General features: G+C 57.9%; 17 protein-coding genes and 3 pseudogenes. 11 read left to right on the forward strand and 9 right to left on the reverse strand.

All coding sequences use genetic code 11. The features are described from left to right. The first annotated feature begins 9 nt into the window (after nt 1-9). Nucleotides 10-762 carry an alpha/beta fold hydrolase gene (locus tag G6L01_RS25850; RefSeq protein WP_234613936.1) on the forward strand — a complete coding sequence of 251 codons (753 nt, stop codon included), beginning with the start codon at nt 10-12 and terminating at the stop codon, nt 760-762. Between the two features lie 118 nt (nt 763-880). After that, a complete protein-coding gene (locus G6L01_RS25855; protein WP_060720095.1) occupies nt 881-1,312 on the forward strand; it encodes a GlcG/HbpS family heme-binding protein in 432 nt (143 codons plus the stop codon). Between the two features lie 123 nt (nt 1,313-1,435). Here the strand turns inward: G6L01_RS25855 and G6L01_RS25860 are convergent, their stop codons facing one another. Beyond that, nucleotides 1,436-2,350: a LysR family transcriptional regulator gene (locus G6L01_RS25860; RefSeq protein ID WP_071206088.1), complete on the reverse strand. Its 915-nt coding sequence runs from the start codon at nt 2,348-2,350 to the stop codon at nt 1,436-1,438. Nucleotides 2,351-2,473: 123 nt separating this feature from the next. On the opposite strand from G6L01_RS25860, the gene G6L01_RS25865 reads away from it, so the two are divergent. The 4 genes from G6L01_RS25865 to pyk are packed head-to-tail and all read left to right on the forward strand — an operon-like array spanning nt 2,474 to nt 7,613. Next, nucleotides 2,474-3,775: an MFS transporter gene (locus G6L01_RS25865; RefSeq protein WP_060719968.1), complete on the forward strand. Its 1,302-nt coding sequence runs from the start codon at nt 2,474-2,476 to the stop codon at nt 3,773-3,775. 21 nt (nt 3,776-3,796) lie between these two features. Beyond that, nucleotides 3,797-4,891, forward strand: a complete 1,095-nt coding sequence (locus tag G6L01_RS25870) for a tartrate dehydrogenase (protein WP_032489007.1) — start codon at nt 3,797-3,799, stop codon at nt 4,889-4,891. Beyond that, a complete protein-coding gene (locus G6L01_RS25875; RefSeq protein ID WP_060719967.1) occupies nt 4,888-6,156 on the forward strand; it encodes a glycerate kinase type-2 family protein in 1,269 nt (422 codons plus the stop codon). The genes G6L01_RS25870 and G6L01_RS25875 overlap by 4 nt, the downstream gene beginning before the upstream one ends. 8 nt (nt 6,157-6,164) lie before the next feature. Beyond that, nucleotides 6,165-7,613 (forward strand): pyruvate kinase, encoded by a 1,449-nt coding sequence (gene pyk / locus G6L01_RS25880; protein WP_060720094.1) that lies wholly within the window; start codon nt 6,165-6,167, stop codon nt 7,611-7,613. On the opposite strand, the gene G6L01_RS25885 is transcribed toward pyk, so the two are convergent. Continuing rightward, entirely contained in the window at nt 7,599-8,342 is a 744-nt protein-coding gene (locus G6L01_RS25885) for a GntR family transcriptional regulator (protein ID WP_060719966.1), read from the reverse strand. The two genes, pyk and G6L01_RS25885, sit on opposite strands and share 15 nt — an antisense overlap. Before the next feature lie 148 nt (nt 8,343-8,490). Between G6L01_RS25885 and G6L01_RS25890 the strand changes: the two genes are divergently transcribed. The 4 genes from G6L01_RS25890 (at nt 8,491) to G6L01_RS25905 (ending at nt 12,677) form a co-directional block, all read left to right on the forward strand. Next, nucleotides 8,491-9,459 carry a tripartite tricarboxylate transporter substrate binding protein BugD gene (locus tag G6L01_RS25890; RefSeq protein ID WP_060719965.1) on the forward strand — a complete coding sequence of 323 codons (969 nt, stop codon included), beginning with the start codon at nt 8,491-8,493 and terminating at the stop codon, nt 9,457-9,459. 115 nt (nt 9,460-9,574) lie between these two features. Next, a complete protein-coding gene (locus tag G6L01_RS25895) occupies nt 9,575-10,651 on the forward strand; it encodes a tartrate dehydrogenase (protein ID WP_070167284.1) in 1,077 nt (358 codons plus the stop codon). Nucleotides 10,652-10,690: 39 nt separating this feature from the next. Then, nucleotides 10,691-11,158 (forward strand): tripartite tricarboxylate transporter TctB family protein, encoded by a 468-nt coding sequence (locus G6L01_RS25900; RefSeq protein ID WP_046802342.1) that lies wholly within the window; start codon nt 10,691-10,693, stop codon nt 11,156-11,158. A gap of 13 nt (nt 11,159-11,171) precedes the next feature. Continuing rightward, nucleotides 11,172-12,677: a tripartite tricarboxylate transporter permease gene (locus tag G6L01_RS25905; protein WP_060720093.1), complete on the forward strand. Its 1,506-nt coding sequence runs from the start codon at nt 11,172-11,174 to the stop codon at nt 12,675-12,677. A 230-nt stretch (nt 12,678-12,907) separates the two neighbouring features. On the opposite strand, the pseudogene G6L01_RS25910 reads toward G6L01_RS25905, so the two are convergent. From G6L01_RS25910 to G6L01_RS25925, 4 genes and pseudogenes are all read right to left on the reverse strand, one after another. Beyond that, nucleotides 12,908-13,381 (reverse strand): annotated as a pseudogene (locus G6L01_RS25910) (LysR substrate-binding domain-containing protein); the annotation flags it as partial. A 56-nt stretch (nt 13,382-13,437) separates the two neighbouring features. Continuing rightward, nucleotides 13,438-15,222, reverse strand: a pseudogene (locus tag G6L01_RS25915) (Tn3 family transposase); the annotation flags it as partial. Between the two features lie 21 nt (nt 15,223-15,243). Then, a complete protein-coding gene (locus G6L01_RS25920; protein ID WP_060720092.1) occupies nt 15,244-16,077 on the reverse strand; it encodes an IS5 family transposase in 834 nt (277 codons plus the stop codon). A 78-nt stretch (nt 16,078-16,155) separates the two neighbouring features. Then, nucleotides 16,156-17,349 (reverse strand): annotated as a pseudogene (locus tag G6L01_RS25925) (DUF4158 domain-containing protein); the annotation flags it as partial. Nucleotides 17,350-17,607: 258 nt separating this feature from the next. On the opposite strand from G6L01_RS25925, the gene G6L01_RS25930 reads away from it, so the two are divergent. After that, entirely contained in the window at nt 17,608-18,303 is a 696-nt protein-coding gene (locus G6L01_RS25930; protein ID WP_141747314.1) for a hypothetical protein, read from the forward strand. 20 nt (nt 18,304-18,323) lie between these two features. Here the strand turns inward: G6L01_RS25930 and G6L01_RS25935 are convergent, their stop codons facing one another. Genes G6L01_RS25935 through G6L01_RS25945 form a run of 3 tightly spaced genes read right to left on the reverse strand, consistent with a single transcriptional unit; the run spans nt 18,324 to nt 19,849 of the window. After that, entirely contained in the window at nt 18,324-18,590 is a 267-nt protein-coding gene (locus G6L01_RS25935) for a helix-turn-helix domain-containing protein (RefSeq protein ID WP_060716712.1), read from the reverse strand. Nucleotides 18,591-18,642: 52 nt separating this feature from the next. Beyond that, nucleotides 18,643-19,254: a hypothetical protein gene (locus tag G6L01_RS25940; protein ID WP_060716701.1), complete on the reverse strand. Its 612-nt coding sequence runs from the start codon at nt 19,252-19,254 to the stop codon at nt 18,643-18,645. Nucleotides 19,255-19,258: 4 nt separating this feature from the next. Further along, nucleotides 19,259-19,849 (reverse strand): ComF family protein, encoded by a 591-nt coding sequence (locus tag G6L01_RS25945; RefSeq protein ID WP_060716700.1) that lies wholly within the window; start codon nt 19,847-19,849, stop codon nt 19,259-19,261. Between the last annotated feature and the right edge of the window lie 33 nt (nt 19,850-19,882).

Genomic DNA, 19,882 nt, shown 5'->3' on the forward strand with positions numbered 1-19,882 from the left:
TCTAGAATCATGAAATCTCTCGCAGGCGCAACGTTTCTGGCCTCGATCGCTCTCTCAACCGGAGCTGCCGCCGCTGCGGACAGCAAGGTCAGGAATGTTGTTCTCGTCCATGGCGCCTTTGCCGATGGCTCGGGCTGGAGGGCGGTTGCCGATCTGCTCGCCAAGGACGGCTACAAGGTCAGCATCGTCCAGCAGCCTGAAACAACGCTGGAAGCCGATGTGCAGGCGACACAACGAGTCCTAGACCAGCAGGATGGTCCCGTCGTGCTCGTCGGCCACAGCTACGGTGGCCAGATCATTACCGAGGCCGGCAGTGATCCGAAGGTCAGGTCGCTGATCTATGTTTCGGCATTGATGCCCGAGATCGGCGACAGTTTACTGTCTCTCGTCAAGTCGAAGCCTTTGCCGAACGAGGATGTAAAGGCCACCAAGGATGGATATCTCTACCTCGATCCGGCGAAATTTGCCGCCGATTTCGCCGCCGACCTGCCGAAGGAAATCTCGGCCACGATGGCGATCTCGCAGGTGTTCGTTTCCGAAAAGGCCTTTTCCACGCCGGTGACTAGGGCTCCTTGGCATGACAAGCCGACATTCGCGATCGTCTCGACGCAGGACAAGGCGCTCAATCCGGATCTCGAACGCTGGATGTACAAGCGTGCCGGTGCTGAGGTGACCGAAATCGAGGCGAGCCATGCGGTCTACATCTCGCAGCCGCAGGCCGTCGTGCGCGTCATCGAAAAAGCTGCAGAAAGTGGAAAGTAGGCGGCGGGAGAACCCGCATCGGGCTCGCAAGATATTTGCGTGCCCGATGCTTCAACGAAAATCGAATGCCGCCTTTGAAGCGGCCAATCCAGGCACGCAACGGATGCGAGACGCAATCATGACAACCAAATTCGAAAACCTCACTCTTGTCGATGCAATGCGGGCCATTCAGGCCGCCGTCGCGAAAGCCGACGCATTCAGGGTTCCCTGTTCGGTCGCAGTTGTTGATGCCGGAGGCCATTTGCTTGGCTTTGCCAGGCAGGATGACGCCATGCCCGGATCGGCTGAGCTGGCGATCAACAAGGCTTATACCGCACGCATCTTCAATAACTCGACAGAGGCGCTTGGGAGGATCGCCCAGCCGGGAGCAGAGCTTTACGGCATTCAGCAGAGTCACGCGGGCAGAGTAGTCATGTTCGGTGGCGGCCTTCCAATCTGCATCGGTGGCGTCGTTGTCGGCGCAATTGGTGTAAGTGGCGGATCGGTGGCCCAGGATGTGGAGATCGCTGAGACGGGCACAAGCCTCTTTGTCGACAGGGCAACTAGATGAACAAGGTGGCGGTTGCCCTCTCCATCGCGCTGGTTCGAATTGGTTCAAGAGCGAAGAGGAACCAGAGGTTGGCGCCCGCCTCTCTATCGGGTGCAGACAGACGGTATGAAGAGGCGGGCGAGCCTACGCCTGCTCGGCATATCGGTCGATATTTGTGTCGAGAAGTTCCAGCAACTGGTCGCGTCCGGGATCACGAACAGCTTTTGCCCAGGCTGCGGCAAGAGGCAGTTTCCGGAGTGAAATGCCGCCAACCGTCATGAGGGGAACGAAAGTCACCCCGGATACCGCGAGTTTCGCGGTCCAGCGGGGGACGATGGCAGATCCGATTCCTGCCGCAACGAGGTTGATAATCGTTTGTTTCTCGTCAGCAATTTGGGCTATGCGCGGGTGTAGTCCGGCGTCCTCGAAAAGTTTCATGGTCAGGTCATAGCTGTGGGGGCGAGAGCGACGCTCTGGCACGATGAGGGGCTCGTCGCGCAGTTCATCGACGGAGATCCGCTCGCGGTTCGCGAGCGGGTGCGTGACAGGCAGTGCAATAACGGGTGTTTCCTGCGTGAGGGTGCGAACGACCAGATTCCGGTTCAGTCCGTCTCGAGGTCGAATAAAGACGATATCCAGACGCCCGGCAATCAGTTTTGGAATGAGACGTATCGACTTGTCTTCGACAAGTTGCGTGATGATCCCGGGGAATCGCTCCCGAAAATCATGCAGCAGCGGCGGTATAAGACCTGCTGCAGCGCTGTCTATCGCACCTATGCGGAGCACGGTCGTCTGCTGAGTTTTCCTTGATCGAAACTCTTCCGCAAGTGTCTGGAGACGATGGAGAAGGGGCCTCACCTCCTCCAGCAGGGCGACTCCATCTTCGGTCAGGGCGACACTTCGGGTTGTCCGGGACATGAGGCGAGTGCCGAGGGACTCCTCCAACAGTCTTAAATGCCGTCCCAGCGATGCCGGTAGCATTCCCATTTTCTGTGCAGCCCTACCGAAATGCAGTTCTTCGGCCGCAGCGACGAAGCATTTTAGTTGTTCCAGTTCCATGACATGCCTTTATATCATTTAATTATATAATTAAAGCATTGTGGATTGGGAGGAAAGTACGAATTAACGTCTTTCCCGAAGGCGCAGGAGGTGCGCCCAACGGATCATTGGGAGGAGTTCGCTATGAACAGCGACCTGGAGACGCGCGTTCTGCGCAAAATCACTCTGCGCATCGTGCCATTTATCATGCTGCTTTATTTTGTAGCGTTCCTGGACCGGGTGAATATCGGTTTCGCCGCACTGACCATGAACGAGGACCTTGGATTTTCCTCGACTGTCTTCGGTATCGGAGCAGGCATCTTCTTCGTCGGCTACTTCCTGTTCGAAGTTCCGTCCAACCTCATTCTCAACAAAGTCGGTGCGCGCATCTGGATTGCCCGCGTCATGATCACCTGGGGGATCGTGTCCGGCCTCATGGCGTTCGTACAGGGAACAACAAGTTTCTATGCGTTACGCTTCCTTCTCGGCGTTGCCGAGGCGGGCTTTTTCCCGGGGATTATCCTTTACCTGAGCTTCTGGTTTCCGGCTCGCCGACGTGCGGCAGTGACAGCGATTTTCATGGCCGCAGCCCCGCTTTCGACCGTCCTCGGTTCGCCGATCTCCGGAGCGCTCATGGAGATGCATGGTTTCCTCGGTCTTGCCGGCTGGCAGTGGATGTTCCTGATTGAAGCCGCTCCTGCGGTCATCCTCGGCGTCGTCGTCCTCTTTTACCTCACCGACCGTCCGGAAAAAGCCAAGTGGCTCTCGGAAGATGAGCGCAACTGGCTTGTGAAGACGATGAACGCTGAGCAGGCCGCAAAGGGCAAGGCCAGCCACAGCATTCTTGCAGGGCTCGCTGACATTCGGGTTATCGCGCTCGCCCTTGTCTATTTCGGTACGTCCGCCGGCCTTTACACCCTCGGCATCTGGGCGCCGCAGATCATCAAGGAGTTCGGCCTATCGTCCCTTCAGGTCGGCTTCATCAACGCAGTACCGGGCATTTTCGCAGTTGCTGCAATGGTTCTCTGGGCGCGTCATTCCGACAAGACCGGTGAACGGACCTGGCATGTCGTCGGCGCTTGTCTGCTTGCCGCCGTCGGGCTTGCATTTGCCACGGGTGCGACAAGCGTCTTCACCGTCCTTATTGCGCTGACGCTGGTTAACATCGGGATTAGCTGCTCGAAGCCGCCGCTTTGGAGCATGCCCACGCTCTTCCTGTCAGGACCAGCGGCCGCAGCCGGTATCGCTACCATCAACTCGATCGGCAACCTGGGCGGCTTCGTCGGCCCCTCGATGATCGGCTGGATCAAGGACACTACGGGCAGCTTTGCGGGCGGGCTCTACTTCGTCGCCGGTCTGCTGGTCGTATCCGCTATCGTGACGCTCGTGTTGTCGCGTACCGCACCGGAAAACGGGGGCAAAGTCGCCCCGGTCCAACATCGTTAAATCTCAAAGTGGAGAAAAGACATGCGTGAATACAAGATTGCAGCGATCCCTGCGGATGGGATTGGTCCTGAGGTTATAGCTGCGGGTCTTCAGGTTTTGGAGGCGCTGGAACAGCGCAGCGGTGACTTCAAGATCCATACCGAAACCTTCGACTGGGGTTCGGACTATTACAAGAAGCACGGCGTGATGATGCCGGCCGACGGGTTGGACAAGCTGAAGAAGTTCGATGCAATCTTCTTCGGTGCGGTCGGCGCCCCTGACGTTCCCGACCATATCACGCTCTGGGGCCTGCGCCTGCCGATCTGCCAGGGGTTCGACCAATACGCCAATGTGCGCCCGACGAAGATCCTGCCCGGCATCACGCCACCCTTGCGCAATTGCGGTCCAGGCGATCTCGACTGGGTCATCGTGCGGGAGAATTCCGAAGGCGAGTATTCCGGCCATGGCGGCCGCGCCCATAGGGGCCTTCCGGAAGAGGTCGGCACGGAAGTGGCGATCTTCACCCGCGTCGGCGTGACCCGCATTATGCGCTACGCCTTCAAGCTGGCCCAGGCGCGCCCGCGCAAACTGCTGACTGTCGTCACCAAGTCGAACGCCCAGCGCCATGGCATGGTGATGTGGGACGAGATCGCGGCCGAAGTGGCGACGGAGTTCCCGGATGTCACCTGGGACAAGATGCTGGTCGATGCGATGACGGTGCGCATGACGCTGAAGCCGGAGACGTTGGATACGATCGTGGCGACCAATCTGCATGCCGACATCCTGTCGGATCTGGCTGGTGCTCTCGCTGGCAGCCTCGGGGTTGCGCCGACGGCCAACATCGACCCGGAGCGCCGTTTCCCATCAATGTTTGAGCCGATCCACGGATCTGCCTTCGACATTACCGGCAAGGGTATCGCCAACCCGATCGCCACTTTCTGGACTGCCGCGCAGATGCTCGAGCATCTCGGTGAACGCGACGCCGCCGCACGGCTGATGAGCGCCGTCGAGCGCGTGACCGAAGCGGGCATCCTGACCCCCGATGTCGGCGGCACCGCCAACACCCGCCAAGTCACCGAAGCCGTATGCAACGCAATCGCAGGATCGAATATCTTGAAGATGGCCGCTGCAGAATGACCTGGAACGATGTGTCCGCTCGCCAGGTGCTGCGTCGAATTTTCGACGCAGCCGTTGCCAGCGCGGATCCGAAAATAGCTGTTGTCAACAACCTCCCAGAGCGTCCCAGAGGTCGCTGCGTTGTGGTGGGAGCGGGCAAGGCGTCGGCTGCGATGGCGGCTGCGGTCGACGCCGCCTGGCCCGATGTCGATCTCTCGGGCATCGTGGTCACTCGCTACGGCCACGCCGTTCCGGCGGGACGCATCGAAATCCTGGAGGCCTCCCACCCCGTCCCGGATGAGATGAGCATCAAGGCTGCAGAGAAGATTTTCGCTGCGGTTCAGGGCCTTGGTCCGGACGATCTCGTGGTGGCTCTCATCTCCGGCGGCGGTTCGTCATTGCTTGTATCGCCTACGGGCAAGATGACTTTGACCGACAAAAGGGCGGTCAATCAGGCGCTGCTTGCCAGCGGTGCCACCATCTCCGAGATGAATACCGTCCGCAAGCATCTTTCCGCTATCAAGGGAGGCCATCTGGCCCGCGCAGCACTGCCGGCAAAACTGGTGACACTGATCATCTCCGACGTGCCGGGTGATGATCCATCGGAGATCGCCTCGGGTCCAACGGTCGCGGATCCTACCACTTTGGCAGACGCAGCAGCCATCATCGCCCGCTACGGAATTGACCTGCCCGAGTCTGCGCGCGCAGTGCTTGTGCAAGGCAACGAGACGCCTAAGGCAGGGGAGGTCGCAGGCGAGATTCGGCTGGTTGCTGCCCCCTCGATAGCGCTCGAAGCGGCCGCCGCGGCCGCGCTAGATGCCGGTTTGTGTCCACTTATCCTCGGAGATGCCCTGGAAGGTGAGGCTCGCGAAATGGGGCGTGTCATGGCAGGCATCGCACTCTCCGCCCGCGACAAGGGCCTGCCTGTAGCAGCACCTGCCGTCATCCTGTCCGGTGGTGAGAGTACCGTTTCCCTTGGTGCCATGACCGAGGGGCGCGGTGGGAGAAACACGGAGTTTCTTCTCAGTCTTGCGGTTGCCCTTAAGGGAGCTTCCGGCATCTGGGCCATCGCCGGTGATACTGATGGTATCGACGGTGTCGAGGATGCTGCCGGTGCGCTGGTCGCGCCGGACAGTCTTATCCGAATGCGCGATGCTGGTATCGATCCACGGGCGACCTTGTCTGCCCATGATAGTTACACGGCCTTCAAGGCCATCGGCGACCTGGTGGTCACAGGCCCAACGCTTACGAACGTCAACGACATCCGCGCAATTCTCATAGGTTAGGTTTGGACATGTTCATACGCAACAACCGGCGATCAAAGATCGTCGCGACGGTCGGACCGGCGTCAAGTTCGCCCGACATGCTTCGCTCACTGTTTCTCGCCGGTGTCGATACGTTCCGCCTGAATTTCAGCCATGGTGCCCGGGCCGATCACGCGGAAGTCTATAGGAACATCCGAGCTCTTGAGCAGGAGCATGATGCTGCTATCGCCGTGCTGCAGGATCTTCAGGGTCCGAAGATCCGGATCGGAGTTCTGGCACATGGCAGGCTCGATCTCGCACTTGGATCCACCATCGGATTTATCCTTGGCCGTGAGGGTGGTGAAGGAATGAACGATATTCCGCTACCTCATCGGGAAATCTTCGAGGTGGCGGTGCCCGGAATGGACCTCCTGATCGACGACGGTAGAATAAAAGTCCGGATCATGGAGGTGATGGACGGGCGGCTTGTTTGCGAGGTCCTCAATGGAGGCGCCTTGTCGAACCGCAAGGGTGTCAACGTGCCCGGCGCTGTCCTGGACATTTCCCCGCTCACGGCGAAAGATCGTGAGGACCTGGAATTCGGGCTCGAGCTTGGCGTCGACTGGGTCGCACTTTCTTTCGTTCAGCGGGCACGCGACATGATCGAAGCCCGGTCCCTCGTTGGAGACAGGGCTGGCCTCATTGCCAAGATCGAGAAGCCGTCTGCCCTCGATGACATCGAGGATATTGTCAGGCTTTCGGACAGCGTCATGGTTGCGCGAGGTGATCTCGGCGTGGAGATCCCGCCGGAGGACGTTCCGGGCAAGCAGAAGGAAATCATCCGTGCATGCCGGCTAGCGGCCAAGCCCGTGATTGTCGCCACACAGATGCTCGACTCGATGGTGAGTTCGCCAACGCCGACGCGCGCTGAAGCCTCGGACGTTGCCGGTGCCATCTATGATGGGGCAGATGCCGTCATGCTTTCCGCCGAGACCGCAACAGGCGCCTACCCGGTGGAGGCGGTCGAAATTATGAACCGGATCATCGAGAAGACGGAGAAGCACAAGCACTACCGGCCGATCCTTGAGGCAACGGAACCCGATGTCGCTCAATCACCGCCGCATGCAGTTGCCACTGCAGCAGCCAACGTTGCCGTGGCTCTGGGATCGCCGGTTGTGGTGGCCTATACATCGAGCGGAACAACCGCGGCCAGAATTTCGCGTGCCAGACCGGCATTGCCAATTCTGGCTCTCACTCCGTCCGAACAAGTCGCGCGCCGGCTCAACATGTTCTGGGGGGTTGTCGGCGTGCGATCACAAGATGTCCACACCTATGAGGCGTCGCTGATTCATGCGCAACAGGCGGTGCAGGAAGCAAAGCTGGCAAGTCCCTCCGATCACATTGTCATCGTGGCGGGATTTCCATTTGCGCAACAGGGCAGCACCAACAATCTCCGCGTCGTTCAGATCGCCGCAACCGACAACCTAGAGATTGCGTAGATTGTATCGAGCAATAAGGGGGATCAATGCGTCATGAGCATGTTTGCGGTGCAGCCGTGCGGCGCGGCTCGCCGCATCCCCATCACCCTGCTCGATTGCTTCTATGATTTCCGCATGCTCACCGGCCGAGTGCAGCGGCAAGGGCCGTAGGTTGAGGGTGAACATGCGGGCGCGATGCAATTGATCGGCGACGGTCCCCGCCATCCGCATGAGGCGGCTGTTTCCGCTCTCTACTACGAGAGTCTGATGAAAATCCTCGTCGGCCACAGCCCATCGTGGAAGGTCGTTGTCGGCCAATGCCTCAATCATCCGCTTTGTGGCGGCCTTCAGAAGCTGGATGACGGGCGCGCGTTCCTCCATCGGCAGCCGGGCGAGCCGTGCCGCCGCGGCACCCTCGAGCGCGGTGATGACTTCGTAGATTTCTTCGATGTCCGCGGGAGACAGGGCGCAGATGATGATGCCCTTCTTGGGAAGTATCCGGACCAGTCCGTCTTCCTGCAGTCGCGCCATGGCTTCGTGCACCGGGGTTCGGCTCATGCCGAGCTGACGCGCAATTTCAATTTCTGCGGCTTGGTACCCGGGGGGAAACGCATTGGAGCGTATCGCCTCCTTGATGGCGAGATAGGCGGCAGAAACCCGACCCGAACCGTTGATGTCGGAGTTTGCTGAATTCTGTTCTGTGGCCGGATCGCGTGGCGCGGCTCCGGGAATGTCGATCGTCCTGATCATGAACTGCCTGTCGTTGTTTCAAGGCTCGTTATAGCCGCTCTCCTGGAGCTTGACAAACGGGCGCGCATCAATAAATGTAAGCTTGCATGCAAGATAGCATGGAAAAGGATGTGGAGGCATCCTTCGCGATCTCAGGGAGGAAAGCGCGATGAAAAAGGTACTGTTGTCCCTCACAGGTGTCCTGTTTGCCATGTCCAGCCATATGGTGCTGGCGCAGGAGAACTATCCTGATCGACCCATCACAATCGTGGTGCCTGCAGCGGCAGGTGGACCGAGTGACACCGTGGCGCGCCTGGTGGCGCAGTCGATGTCCACGACCCTTGGCCAGCAGGTGCTGATCGAAAACATGGGCGGCGCTGGCGGCTCGCTTGGTGCCGCAACAGTGGCGCAGGCGGACCCCGATGGCTACCGGTTGCTGCTCTACCATATCGGGGTGGCCACTTTCGCTGCGCTCTACCCGAACCTGACCTACAAGCCGATCGAAGACTTTTCGAGCGTCGGGCTGATTACCGAGGTCCCGATGACGGTCGTCGGCAGGAAGGACTTCGAGCCGAAGACGTTCACCGATCTCCTCTCCTATGTGAAGGCAAACGGGCCTGCCGTCACCTTCGGGACCGCCGGCACGGGTGCCGTTTCCGATCTCTGCGGCAGGTTGCTGCAGGACGCGCTCGGCACCAAGATCACTCTGGTCCCTTACAAGGGCATGGGCCCCGCAATGACCGATCTCATTGGAGGTCGCATCGATCTCGCCTGCGACCAGACGACCAACACCACGACCCAGATCAAGGCCGGTGAGGTTCATCCCTATGCGGTGACAACGAAGGCGCGGATTGGCGTGCTGCCAGATCTTCCGACTGTGGAAGAGAGCGGCCTGCAAGGGTTCGAGCTCAGTGCCTGGCATGCGCTCTGGGCACCCAAGGAAACGCCTGAAGCCATCCGCAGCAAGCTTGCGGAAGCGTTGCGCGCCGCACTCAAGGATCCGGTCGTGATCGAGCGTTTTGCGAGCCTTGGAACCGCACCGGTATCGGAAGATCTGGCGACACCGGCGGCGCTTGACCAGAAGTTCGCGTCTGAAGTCGAGCGACTGACGAAGCTGATCAGCGAAAGCGGCAAGTAACCTCGGTTTGGTCGGCGGCTGAGAATAAGCCGCCGATCCATCATTCGTCATGGCCACGGGCCATGCGTCCGGCGCTTGACCTGAGCGCTAGCCCTTGAACAGGAGCGAACTTCCCATGCGTGAATACAAGATTGCAGCGATCCCTGCGGATGGGATTGGTCCTGAGGTTATAGCTGCGGGTCTTCAGGTTCTGGAGGCGCTGGAACAGCGCAGCGGCGACTTCAAGATCCATACCGAAACCTTCGACTGGGGTTCGGACTATTACAAGAAGCACGGCGTGATGATGCCGGCCGACGGGCTGGACACGCTGAAGAAGTTCGATGCGATCTTCTTCGGTGCGGTCGGCGCCCCTGACGTTCCCGACCATATCACGCTCTGGGGCCTGCGCCTGCCGATCTGCCAGGGGTTCGACCAGTACGCCAATGTGCGCCCGACGAAGATCCTGCCCGGCATCACGCCGCCCTTGCGCAATTGCGGTCCAGGCGATCTCGACTGGGTCATCGTGCGGGAGAATTCCGAAGGCGAGTATTCCGGCCATGGCGGCCGCGCCCATAGGGGCCTTCCGGAAGAGGTCGGCACGGAAGTGGCGATCTTCACCCGCGTCGGCGTGACCCGCATTATGCGCTACGCCTTCAAGCTGGCCCAGGCGCGCCCGCGCAAACTGCTGACTGTCGTCACCAAGTCGAACGCCCAGCGCCATGGCATGGTGATGTGGGACGAGATCGCGGCCGAAGTGGCGACGGAGTTCCCGGATGTCACCTGGGACAAGATGCTGGTCGATGCGATGACGGTGCGCATGACGCTGAAGCCGGAGACGTTGGATACGATCGTGGCGACCAATCTGCATGCCGACATCCTGTCGGATCTGGCTGGTGCTCTCGCTGGCAGCCTCGGGGTTGCGCCGACGGCCAACATCGACCCGGAGCGCCGTTTCCCATCAATGTTTGAGCCGATCCACGGATCTGCCTTCGACATTACCGGCAAGGGTATCGCCAACCCGATCGCCACTTTCTGGACTGCCGCGCAGATGCTCGAGCATCTCGGTGAACGCGACGCCGCCGCACGGCTGATGAGCGCCGTCGAGCGCGTGACCGAAGCGGGCATCCTGACCCCCGATGTCGGCGGCACCGCCAACACCCGCCAAGTCACCGAAGCCGTATGCAACGCAATCGCAGGATCGAATATCATCTGAACGGGAGGACCGTCAGGGGACGCCAGAGGGGAGGAGACCATGGCTACACTCGAAAAGTACACCCGGAAAAACCTGATTGCCGGTGGCATCTTCATCGCCATCGCGGCCTCGTTCGCTGTGCAGGGTCTAAGATATGAGTTCGGGACCGCGACCCAGATGGGCCCGGGCTTTTTCCCGGTGGTGCTCGCTTTCGTATTGGGCGCACTAGGCGTCGTCATCGGCCTTGATGGCTTGCGCAGTGAGCCGGAGCCGACCGATGGTTCCGTGCCCTGGCGCGGGCTCGTCCTTATCTGTCTGGCACTTGCCATCTTTGCGGCCGGAGCCCGCGATCTTGGGCTCGTACCCGTCGTCCTGCTGTGCACGTTCATGACGGCACTCGCGTCTCGCCGAAACTCGCTGGTATCGGCGGCTATGATGGCCGCCGTCATTGCCACTCTTTGCTATCTGGTCTTCAAGGTCGGGCTGGCAGTTGCCATTCCGACATTCGGGCCGGTTTTCGGACTATGAGGTGCTCACCATGATGGATCTGATCTCGAATCTTGCCCTTGGCTTCGAAACGGCTCTCACGCCGATAAACATCGTCTGGTGTTTCGTTGGCGTACTGCTCGGCACGCTCGTTGGCGTATTGCCCGGCATCGGGCCGACAGCGACGATCGCGATGCTTCTGCCGATCACGTTTACATTCTCCCCGGTAACGTCCTTGATCATGCTTTCGGGCATCTACTACGGCGCCCAGTATGGTGGGTCCACAACAGCAATCCTCATCAACCTGCCGGGGGAAAGTTCTTCCGCTGTCACAGCGATCGATGGCTATCAGATGGCCCGAAAGGGTCGTGCCGGCCAAGCATTGGCAACCGCGGCGCTCGGATCCTTCTTCGCAGGCTGCGTGGCAACAATGCTGTTGGCGATCGCGGCTCCGCCGCTTGCCTCCATCGCGCTCGAATTTGGCGCGCCGGAATATTTTGCCCTGATCGTTCTCGGGCTGCTCGTTTCGATCTCACTCGCTCACGGTTCGGTCCTCAAGGCGCTGGGCATGATCGTCATCGGCTTGCTGCTTGGGACGGTGGGCCAGGACATCTATACGGGCGAGGAGCGCTTCACGTTCGGTCGCCTGGAATTGTCGCAGGGGATCAACTTTGTTTCGATTGCTGTTGGAATATTCGGGGTCTCCGAAATCTTCCGCAACCTTCAGAACGAGCACACGCGCGAAATCGGAGTGAAACACGTCACGAACCTTTGGCTGACGAGAGACGATTTCCGGCGGATTATCGGCCCTGTATTGCGGGGAACGGCGCTTGGCTCGCTTCTCGGCGTATTGCCGGGCGGCGGTCACGTATTGGCGTCCTTTGCCAGCTATTCGGTCGAGAAGAACCTGTCGAAAAATCCGGCCGAATTTGGCCATGGCGCGATCGAAGGCGTGGCGGGACCCGAAAGCGCCAACAACGCTGCGGCGCAGACGTCCTTCATTCCGCTGCTTACCCTCGGCATTCCGGCCCATCCAGTCATGGCACTCATTGTTGGCGCCTTTATCCTGCAGGGGATCACGCCGGGGCCGGACGTCATTACCAGCCAGCCGGCGCTGTTCTGGGGCATCATCGCATCGATGTGGATCGGTAACCTGTTGCTGGTGATCCTCAACCTGCCGCTGATCGGGCTGTGGGTGAAGATGCTGACCATTCCCTACCGCATGCTGTTTCCGGCCATCGTCATCTTTGCCTCGATCGGATGTTATTCCATCAACAACAACCCCTTCGACGTCTATGCAATCATCGTCTCGGGCATACTTGGCTACGTGCTGATCCGTGTGGGCTGCGAACCGGCACCCCTTCTGCTGGGATTCGTTCTGGGGCCGCTGCTCGAGGAGCATCTCCGGCGGGCGATGATCATCTCCCGCGGCGACGCGACGGTGTTCGTCACAAACCCGATCGCTGCATCGCTGCTCGGCCTGGGTCTGGTCTGCGTAATCCTGGCGCTCCTACCGTCGATACGTTCCAAGCGCGATCAGGTGTTCGTAGAGGATGACTGATGCCGGACATTTTCATGTCCCCGGGCGCCAGGGCGAGTTTTCAAGTGATGGGGTGTAAGAGCTACCTTCTTTCGCGAACGCCGAATGGTGTGATTATTTTCTATAATAAACTTTCGCCGCCCAGTTGCTGTAGCAGGCTTGCAGATCAAAGGCTTAACCGAAACAACTGGAACCGAAAGTTCGATTCCCGTCAAGGCGAGGCCATCAAACACCCCCTGATCTTTATGGAATCACGCCGCGATATCCGCGACGTTGCTCTCGTTCTTCCCCATCATCGCCTCACGTACTTGCTGCCGCAACCATGCGCAGCCCAGATCGCTGTCCATGTGGAGCGGCCAAACCATTGCCACGGGTGGAAAAGAAAGCGCCAGTGGCACTGGGCTGACCTCAAGTCCCAACAGCGGGCCATAACGAAGTGCAATACGCGATGATACGGTGGCAATGACCGCAGATGAACGCGCCGTTGCCAATATCGACATGAAATCGGGAGCTGCCGCAACGACTTCCAATTCTGCACCTGCATGCTCCAGCGCATCCTTGACGCAGCCATGCAGGCTGTCCGTCTGCGAGATCACCGCATGTTGTGCGGCCATATAGGCATCAAGATCCACCGGATTGGAGAGCTTCAGCAATTGAGGATTGAAACAGCATAATACGCTGGATTGATAAAGCGGTTCGGAATGGTGTCGTGAATCCGGCAGGTAGGGGTCAGAACAAGAGCAGTGCAAAATCGTACGCTAAGGGCGAACGGAATGAGAACTTATGCGACCCGCCGTAGGCCGACTGGCAGACGGAGCGGTCGAAATCCGTTGGGCATCTGATGTTCGGCATCCCAGGTGTAGATGCCTGTAAGGTTGATATGTTCCCAACTCAGCGGCGAGATGTGCTTCAACAGAGTATCAGGAATGTCTCGTCCCGCTCGTTTCAGCTGTGTGACCGCGCGATCAAGATAGACCGTATTCCAGTGCACGATTGCACTGACGACGAGATTGAGCCCTGAGGCGCGGAATGCTTGGCTCTCGAACGACCGGTCGCGGATCTCGCCCCGCTCGTGGAAGAACACAGCCCGTTTCATCTTATGGGCGGCCTCGCCCTTGTTGAGACCGGCTTGGCATCTCCGCCGTAGTGCCGGACTTGAGTACCATTCGATCATGAAGAGCGACCTTTCGATACGGCCGAGCTCGCGGAGCGCCCTCGCAAGATGGCTTTGCTTAGGCGACGCAGACAGCCTCTTGAGTATCGTAGACGGCACCACGGACCGCGTCGTGATCGACGCAGCGAGATGGAGCAGATCGTCCCAATGATCGAGAATCAGACTGGTATTGATCGGAGCCCCGATGTGGTTCGACAGCGCCGGATATGCACCGCTCTTTTCTAGCGTGTGGAACTTCCGGTCTTTGAGATTGCGCAGTCGCGGTGAGAACCGCTTTCCGATCAAGGCGAAGAGCCCGAAGATATGATCACTCGCGCCGCCTGTGTCGGTAAAGTGTTCATGGATATCGAGGACAGTGTCCTGATCGAATAGCCCATCGAGCACATACGCCGCCTCGCTCTCGGTGGGACTGATGGGCAAAATGCTGAAGTAGCCGTATTGATCTGACAGATGGCTATAGAATTTCGATCCGGGCTCGCTACTGTAATGCAAATTGATGTCGCCGCGCTTTGCAGCCCGGTCGCTCGCACGGAAGAATTGGCCATCGGACGATGACGTCGTGCCATTGCCCCAAAGGCGCGAATGCGGATGCTGGGTGTGGGCATCGGTGATGCACGCTTGAGCCGTGCGGTATGTCTCCGATCGGGCGTGGAATGTGCGCATCCACCCAATCTGGTGAGCGCTAATCCCCTTGGAGGCACCCGCCATTCGTTTGGGGCCAAGGTTCGTAGCATCGGCCAGTACACCAGCGAGCATTGCAGAAACATTTTTTGGGACGTCGCCGGTCCGAACATGCGTGAAGTGATCCGCAAAGCCGGTCCATTCATGCACTTCCCTTAACAGGTCGGGAACCTCGACCAACGGATACATATCGCTGATCTCGGCATTCAGTGCCTCCGCGGCCACAGGGATTTCGCTGGCAGTTGGTGTGATTATCAAGGTTCCGGCTTCAAGACGAACTCCTTCGAGCTTTCCGGATCGTGCCCTGTGCGCCAGACGCTGCAGGTTGAACTCGAGCATCTGACTCGCTTCGGCAAGCCACTGCGCGCCGTCGCTCTGGACCCCCAAACCGAGACGATCTTCTTCCTTCATCGTGATGAATGTTGTTCGCGGCATCAGATGCTCATCAATGGGCCGGAAAGATCGGCTGCCATCGACCCAGATCTCCGCAGATCGAAGCCGGTCTCGCAAAGAAGCGAGCGTTGCGATCTCGTAGAGACGGCGATCGGGTTTTTCCCGTTCGAAGATGAGCCGGCGCTCAGTTTGGCTAAGGTGGGTGAGCGGGACGCGATCAGGGAGTGGCCGCCGCTTTTCGGCATAAAGCCGTTTAAGCAGTCCAATTGCCGCTAAAAGTGGATCGTGGCGACGCGCCGAGCGGAACGTGAATGCCTGAGAGTCGGACTCGAAAAGTCCTCAACGATATCGATACCTTGCGAGCCGTCTGGTTATCAGGCGAATGTGGGCGATCATGATCCATGCCTCGGCTGATGCGATGGAGCGTTCGACGTCCTTGGCCAATCTTCGGCATCTACCGAGCCAGGCGAAGGTCCGCTCGACCACCCAGCGACGCGGTAGAACCTCGAAGCCTTTCGCCTTGTCTGATCGCTTGATGATCTCAATCGTCCAGCGCCCGATCTTCTTCAGCCGTTGCTTCAACTTGTTGCCCGCGTAACCACCATCGGCGAAGACGTGTAGCAACCATGGCCACCTGTGGCGGATGGATTTAAGGAGATCGGGAGCGCCATCGCGATCCTGGATGTCGGCGCTGTGAACCATGAGACCGACCATCAGACCAAGCGTATCGACGATGATATGGCGCTTGCGCCCTTTAGTTTTCTTGCCCGCATCATAGCCTCGTATGCCACCGCTTTCCGTGGTTTTCACGCTCTGGCTATCGATCACACCGGCCGTCGGACTTGCCTCTCTGCCCTCCAGCTCGCGGGCCTCCATCACCAGATGATGGTTGACGCGCGCCCAAAGTCCCAGCGCGCGCCATTCATAGAAATAACGCTGGACGGTCGAACAGGGCGGGAAATCCTTCGGCAGCATGCGCCACTGGCAACCAGTCGTGGCGATGTAAAGCAGAGCGTCGACGACCTCGCGCAAATCAGTGGTGCGGGGGCGGCCCAAGCGGCGGGGCATCGGCAGAAAAGGCTCCATCAAAAGCCATTCCCGATCTGTCATGTCACTTGCGTAGCGTGCCGTTCGCCGGGCATATTGCCGACGGGTGATTTCAGTCCAGGCCATCGTGAACTCCATCGAATCTTTGCAAATCCGAAGGAATCATAACCTGTTGAAATCACCCACTTCTTTTTGAGGCAGCTTCTGAAGGAATGCACCAGTGTATTTGTGGACGGTCGCATATTGCTCGGCTGCTACGGTCAACGACGGCGCCTCGTTGTCGTCGACCATCGACTCCAGTTCAGGTTTCATCCGAAGCAGTCGGTCCCAGCCGACTCTTTGGTCGAGAACAGCCAATGCATTCCGACCATGGTCGTTGGCGGACTGCAGCGCGGAGATGGTATCGAGGAACATGCGCAGCGCTTTGGCGGTGTTCGCTCTGCAGTCCATTTGCCGCTGCTTCTTTCGGTTGTTGGCTTGCGAGAACAACTTACCCATTAGTTTGATGAACATCGTCACCGCATCGTCCGTGAGCTTCTGGCAAAGCTTGATGACTTGAGCCACAATCAGAGCGTGGCGACGGCTGGCATTGAAGTCGTTGGCAAGCCAGGCCGGGGTTGCGTTACCCTCCCGGATCATCTGGTCCCACCGTCCTGCTGATATGCGCGCCTGTAACGTCGGATCGATCTCCAGCCGCCGCAGAAAGGCTATCCGCTCTGTCAGCCCGACCAGATTCGACGCACTTGGTGCTTCTGGCGCTGAGCGTAGCCAATGGAAGCGCGTCTGGCCGATCGACGGGTCCACTTCTAACAGCCGGTCCAATGATCGGAACGTATCGAGCGGGATGTCTTTAATCAGAGTTGTCTCTGCCCAACGGCGAGCTATCGCACGGCCGGCAAGGCCAATCCGTTCGATCGTGTCGATCGCCGGTAGAAGAGCGCCGCGTTCACGAAACGCGGCGACAACTGAACTGACTATCGCAGCACCGTCGTCGGACGTGGTCGACGCATGAATTGCCACCAACAACGCGGCGCGGCGATCTTGTAGCGTCGCGCTTCTCGTATCCAGATACATCATTAGCCGTGCTGTGTGATCCCGACGGGTTTCTTCACGGCGTGCATAGAGCGAAAATGCTTCCGGGGCGGCGCCGATCTGATCAGCAACAAATCTCAGCATGGCGCGTGGCGGAATTTCTTCTGCCCCCAGCACTCGACCCGGGTATCGCATCAGACATAGCTGAATGGCAAAGCCGAGCCGGTTGTGATTACGTCTCCGCAGTTCGATCTCCAGGCGATCCGCCAATGACAACGAATAGTGTCGGATCAGGCTGTCCTCGTCGACTGGTATGTCGATAAGCTTTCGACGATCTTGATCTTTGAGAAGCTTGCGCTTTGCCATTGCCTGACTCCATCCATGACCAATCTGCGCTGAGCGTCGTCGAGTCGGGCCGGACAGCGAAATCAAAACTGGCGCATGTCGATGGCAATCCACAGAGATCGAATGCCTAAAACCCGAGCTATGGCATTGTTCACGCTTCGTTCGGGCTTAGCGTACGATTTCGAACTGCTCTTGTTCTGACCCCACATTGATGAGGAATTGCACCGTGAATCCCTGACGCACGAACAGGTCCAGAAAATCGTTGAGTACAAGAGCACGATGGGCAACATCCTTGGACCTGAGGAATTTGCGCGCTTGAGCAAGAGCAATGTGCTGCAAAACAGTGACTCAGATTTCATCATGCGGGTCGCTGAGAATATGAAGGCACAGCCCGAGGAATGGCGTGGCTTAGCTTACCTCAACTCCGATAATCCCGACCATTGGGATCGATTGCTTTATTTGATCATAAATCTCAGCCCGGCGGGATGGGATGTGAAATTCAGTAAGCTTGTCTCCTTTGTGAAAATTCTCTCGAGAAACTGGCGCCGGGAAATTCCGGATCTATTGCTGGAGCTTGATGATGAGGGAATTGACGTGGAGTTGTTCTTTCAGCTTGAACGTACGGTAACGTTCAAGCTCACTACTTTGCTGAGCGACGCCAATGAACTTCACAAGGTCATCGTCGATCCCAATGTAGATGTGTCACCTTTTATTGCGCGACTGGGGCATGCGTTTTTGCCCGGCGCCGTTTATCAGCTAGAAGAGTACGGGCTACCAAGAATGATTTCGCGAAAAATTCATCGGAGCGGCGCCATGAATTTCAACGACCCCAGCCTTGATCTGCCCACCGCGATAAAAGCTTTTCAGTCGATAGGCTTGGAAACTATCAGCAAAATACCTAGCCTTTCCCGTTTTGACGTATATGTACTGAAGTTCTTTTATGAAGGGATCACTCAGGATCCAATCAAGAGTTAGCCTTCGACTATAATGATCAATTAGACAGCGTCGCTGACACGCATTTCAACATTCAACCCAGCAGCAGCAGCCATATTGATCAACGTGTCCAAGCCGAAAACGCCTACCTCGTGCCGGAGCAGATCTGACACACGAGGCTGAGTTACGCCAAGTAGCCGGGCAGCTTCCGCCTGCGTCCAACCCTTTGCTTTCACACGGCTCCCAATCGCCGTGATTAAAATCACACGCAATTTCATGTTTTGGGCACATGCGGAGTCTCCATCCGCTGGATTGGTCGCATTGGCTATGCTTTTTTCGCCCCCCGAAACCACACGCTTGGAGGTGGTCTCATGGTAGGGTCTAGGCGCCATATGGGGTGCGTTTTTTTTTGCTCTTTTGCTCTAGCTCGCTGTCGTTGACATCGAGAGTGAATTGCTTTTGCGATATGTCCGCAATTTTCGAGGATAGGCCGATCTTTTCCTCTGCTTTGGTACGAGCGTGGTCGGACATAAACGTAAGCAGGTAGTTCAACCCCTCTTCGTCAGCGACAGTGACGAAATCCTTATTTTTATTTACGAACACAACGGACTTTTTGTCTTCTTTTATTAGCTGAATGACATTGCTCAGTGTGCCTGTGCTCTTGCAATCCCAAACCATTAGGCCGTAATTGCTGGCGTGGGCCATCTCGATGTCTTTAGCAGTGTAAAAGGCTCGACTACCGGGCGGCGCTTTCGGGTGAATATGAGTGACCGGCCATTCAGCCAAGTTATTGCGCGGCCGATCACCGCTGCAAAAGACGGTCACTCTCTTAGCGCCATACTCAACAAGGCACTGTTGGATCGATGTATCCGCGCCGTCTGCGTCTCCGACGACAATATCGAGGTCGGACGCGACGATCTTCTCAATCCTACTTTTAACTTTCTCATGCAGGCGGCTGATTGATATGGAACCTGCGATAAAAACGGTGTTCATTGGCTCACTTCCAAGTCACGGCAACAGCGTAGACCCGTGCGATCTTCGGGTAGGTCTTAAGTGTTTTACACACCGCGTCCATCGTTGCGCCAGTATCATATAGGTCATCTAACAGTAAGGCGTTCCAACTACCATCGCCAGAAATCTGATCGTTAATCGAAAAACGCCCAGCGAGCGCGGCATCCTTTTCTGCCTTTGTGTTTAAATTCTTGAGCGGCGTGCCGCCCTCAGGAGCCGGAGCCTTTACGATGATGTTGTTGAACACGCTGGCGTCAATGACCTTGGCCAGTTCGTTGGCGATCTCATCGACAGGTTGTCTGGCACGCAGGGTGGACGCAGGCATGGGTACTATCAACCCTATCGTTTCAAATAGTGGTAGAATTGACGTCTTAATTTGGGCGGCTATCGGTCCAGCCTGCGACCAGTCATTGCGATATTTGAGCTGATAAAGTGCTTCTCCGGGCTCTGACCTGGTGGTGTCATAAGTAGGGTGGCCAAATTCATTGTGCCCGGTGAAGGTGCTGTGGAGAGAATGCTTGTGTAATGCGTATCCCAAATCCCAGGATCCTGTGATTTGCTTTATCTGAACTTGCATAAATTTGAACCCCCATGACGCCACCTCTGGTTG

This window comes from Agrobacterium vitis (assembly GCF_013337045.2).
Classification (GTDB): Bacteria; Pseudomonadota; Alphaproteobacteria; order Rhizobiales; family Rhizobiaceae; genus Allorhizobium; species Allorhizobium vitis_B.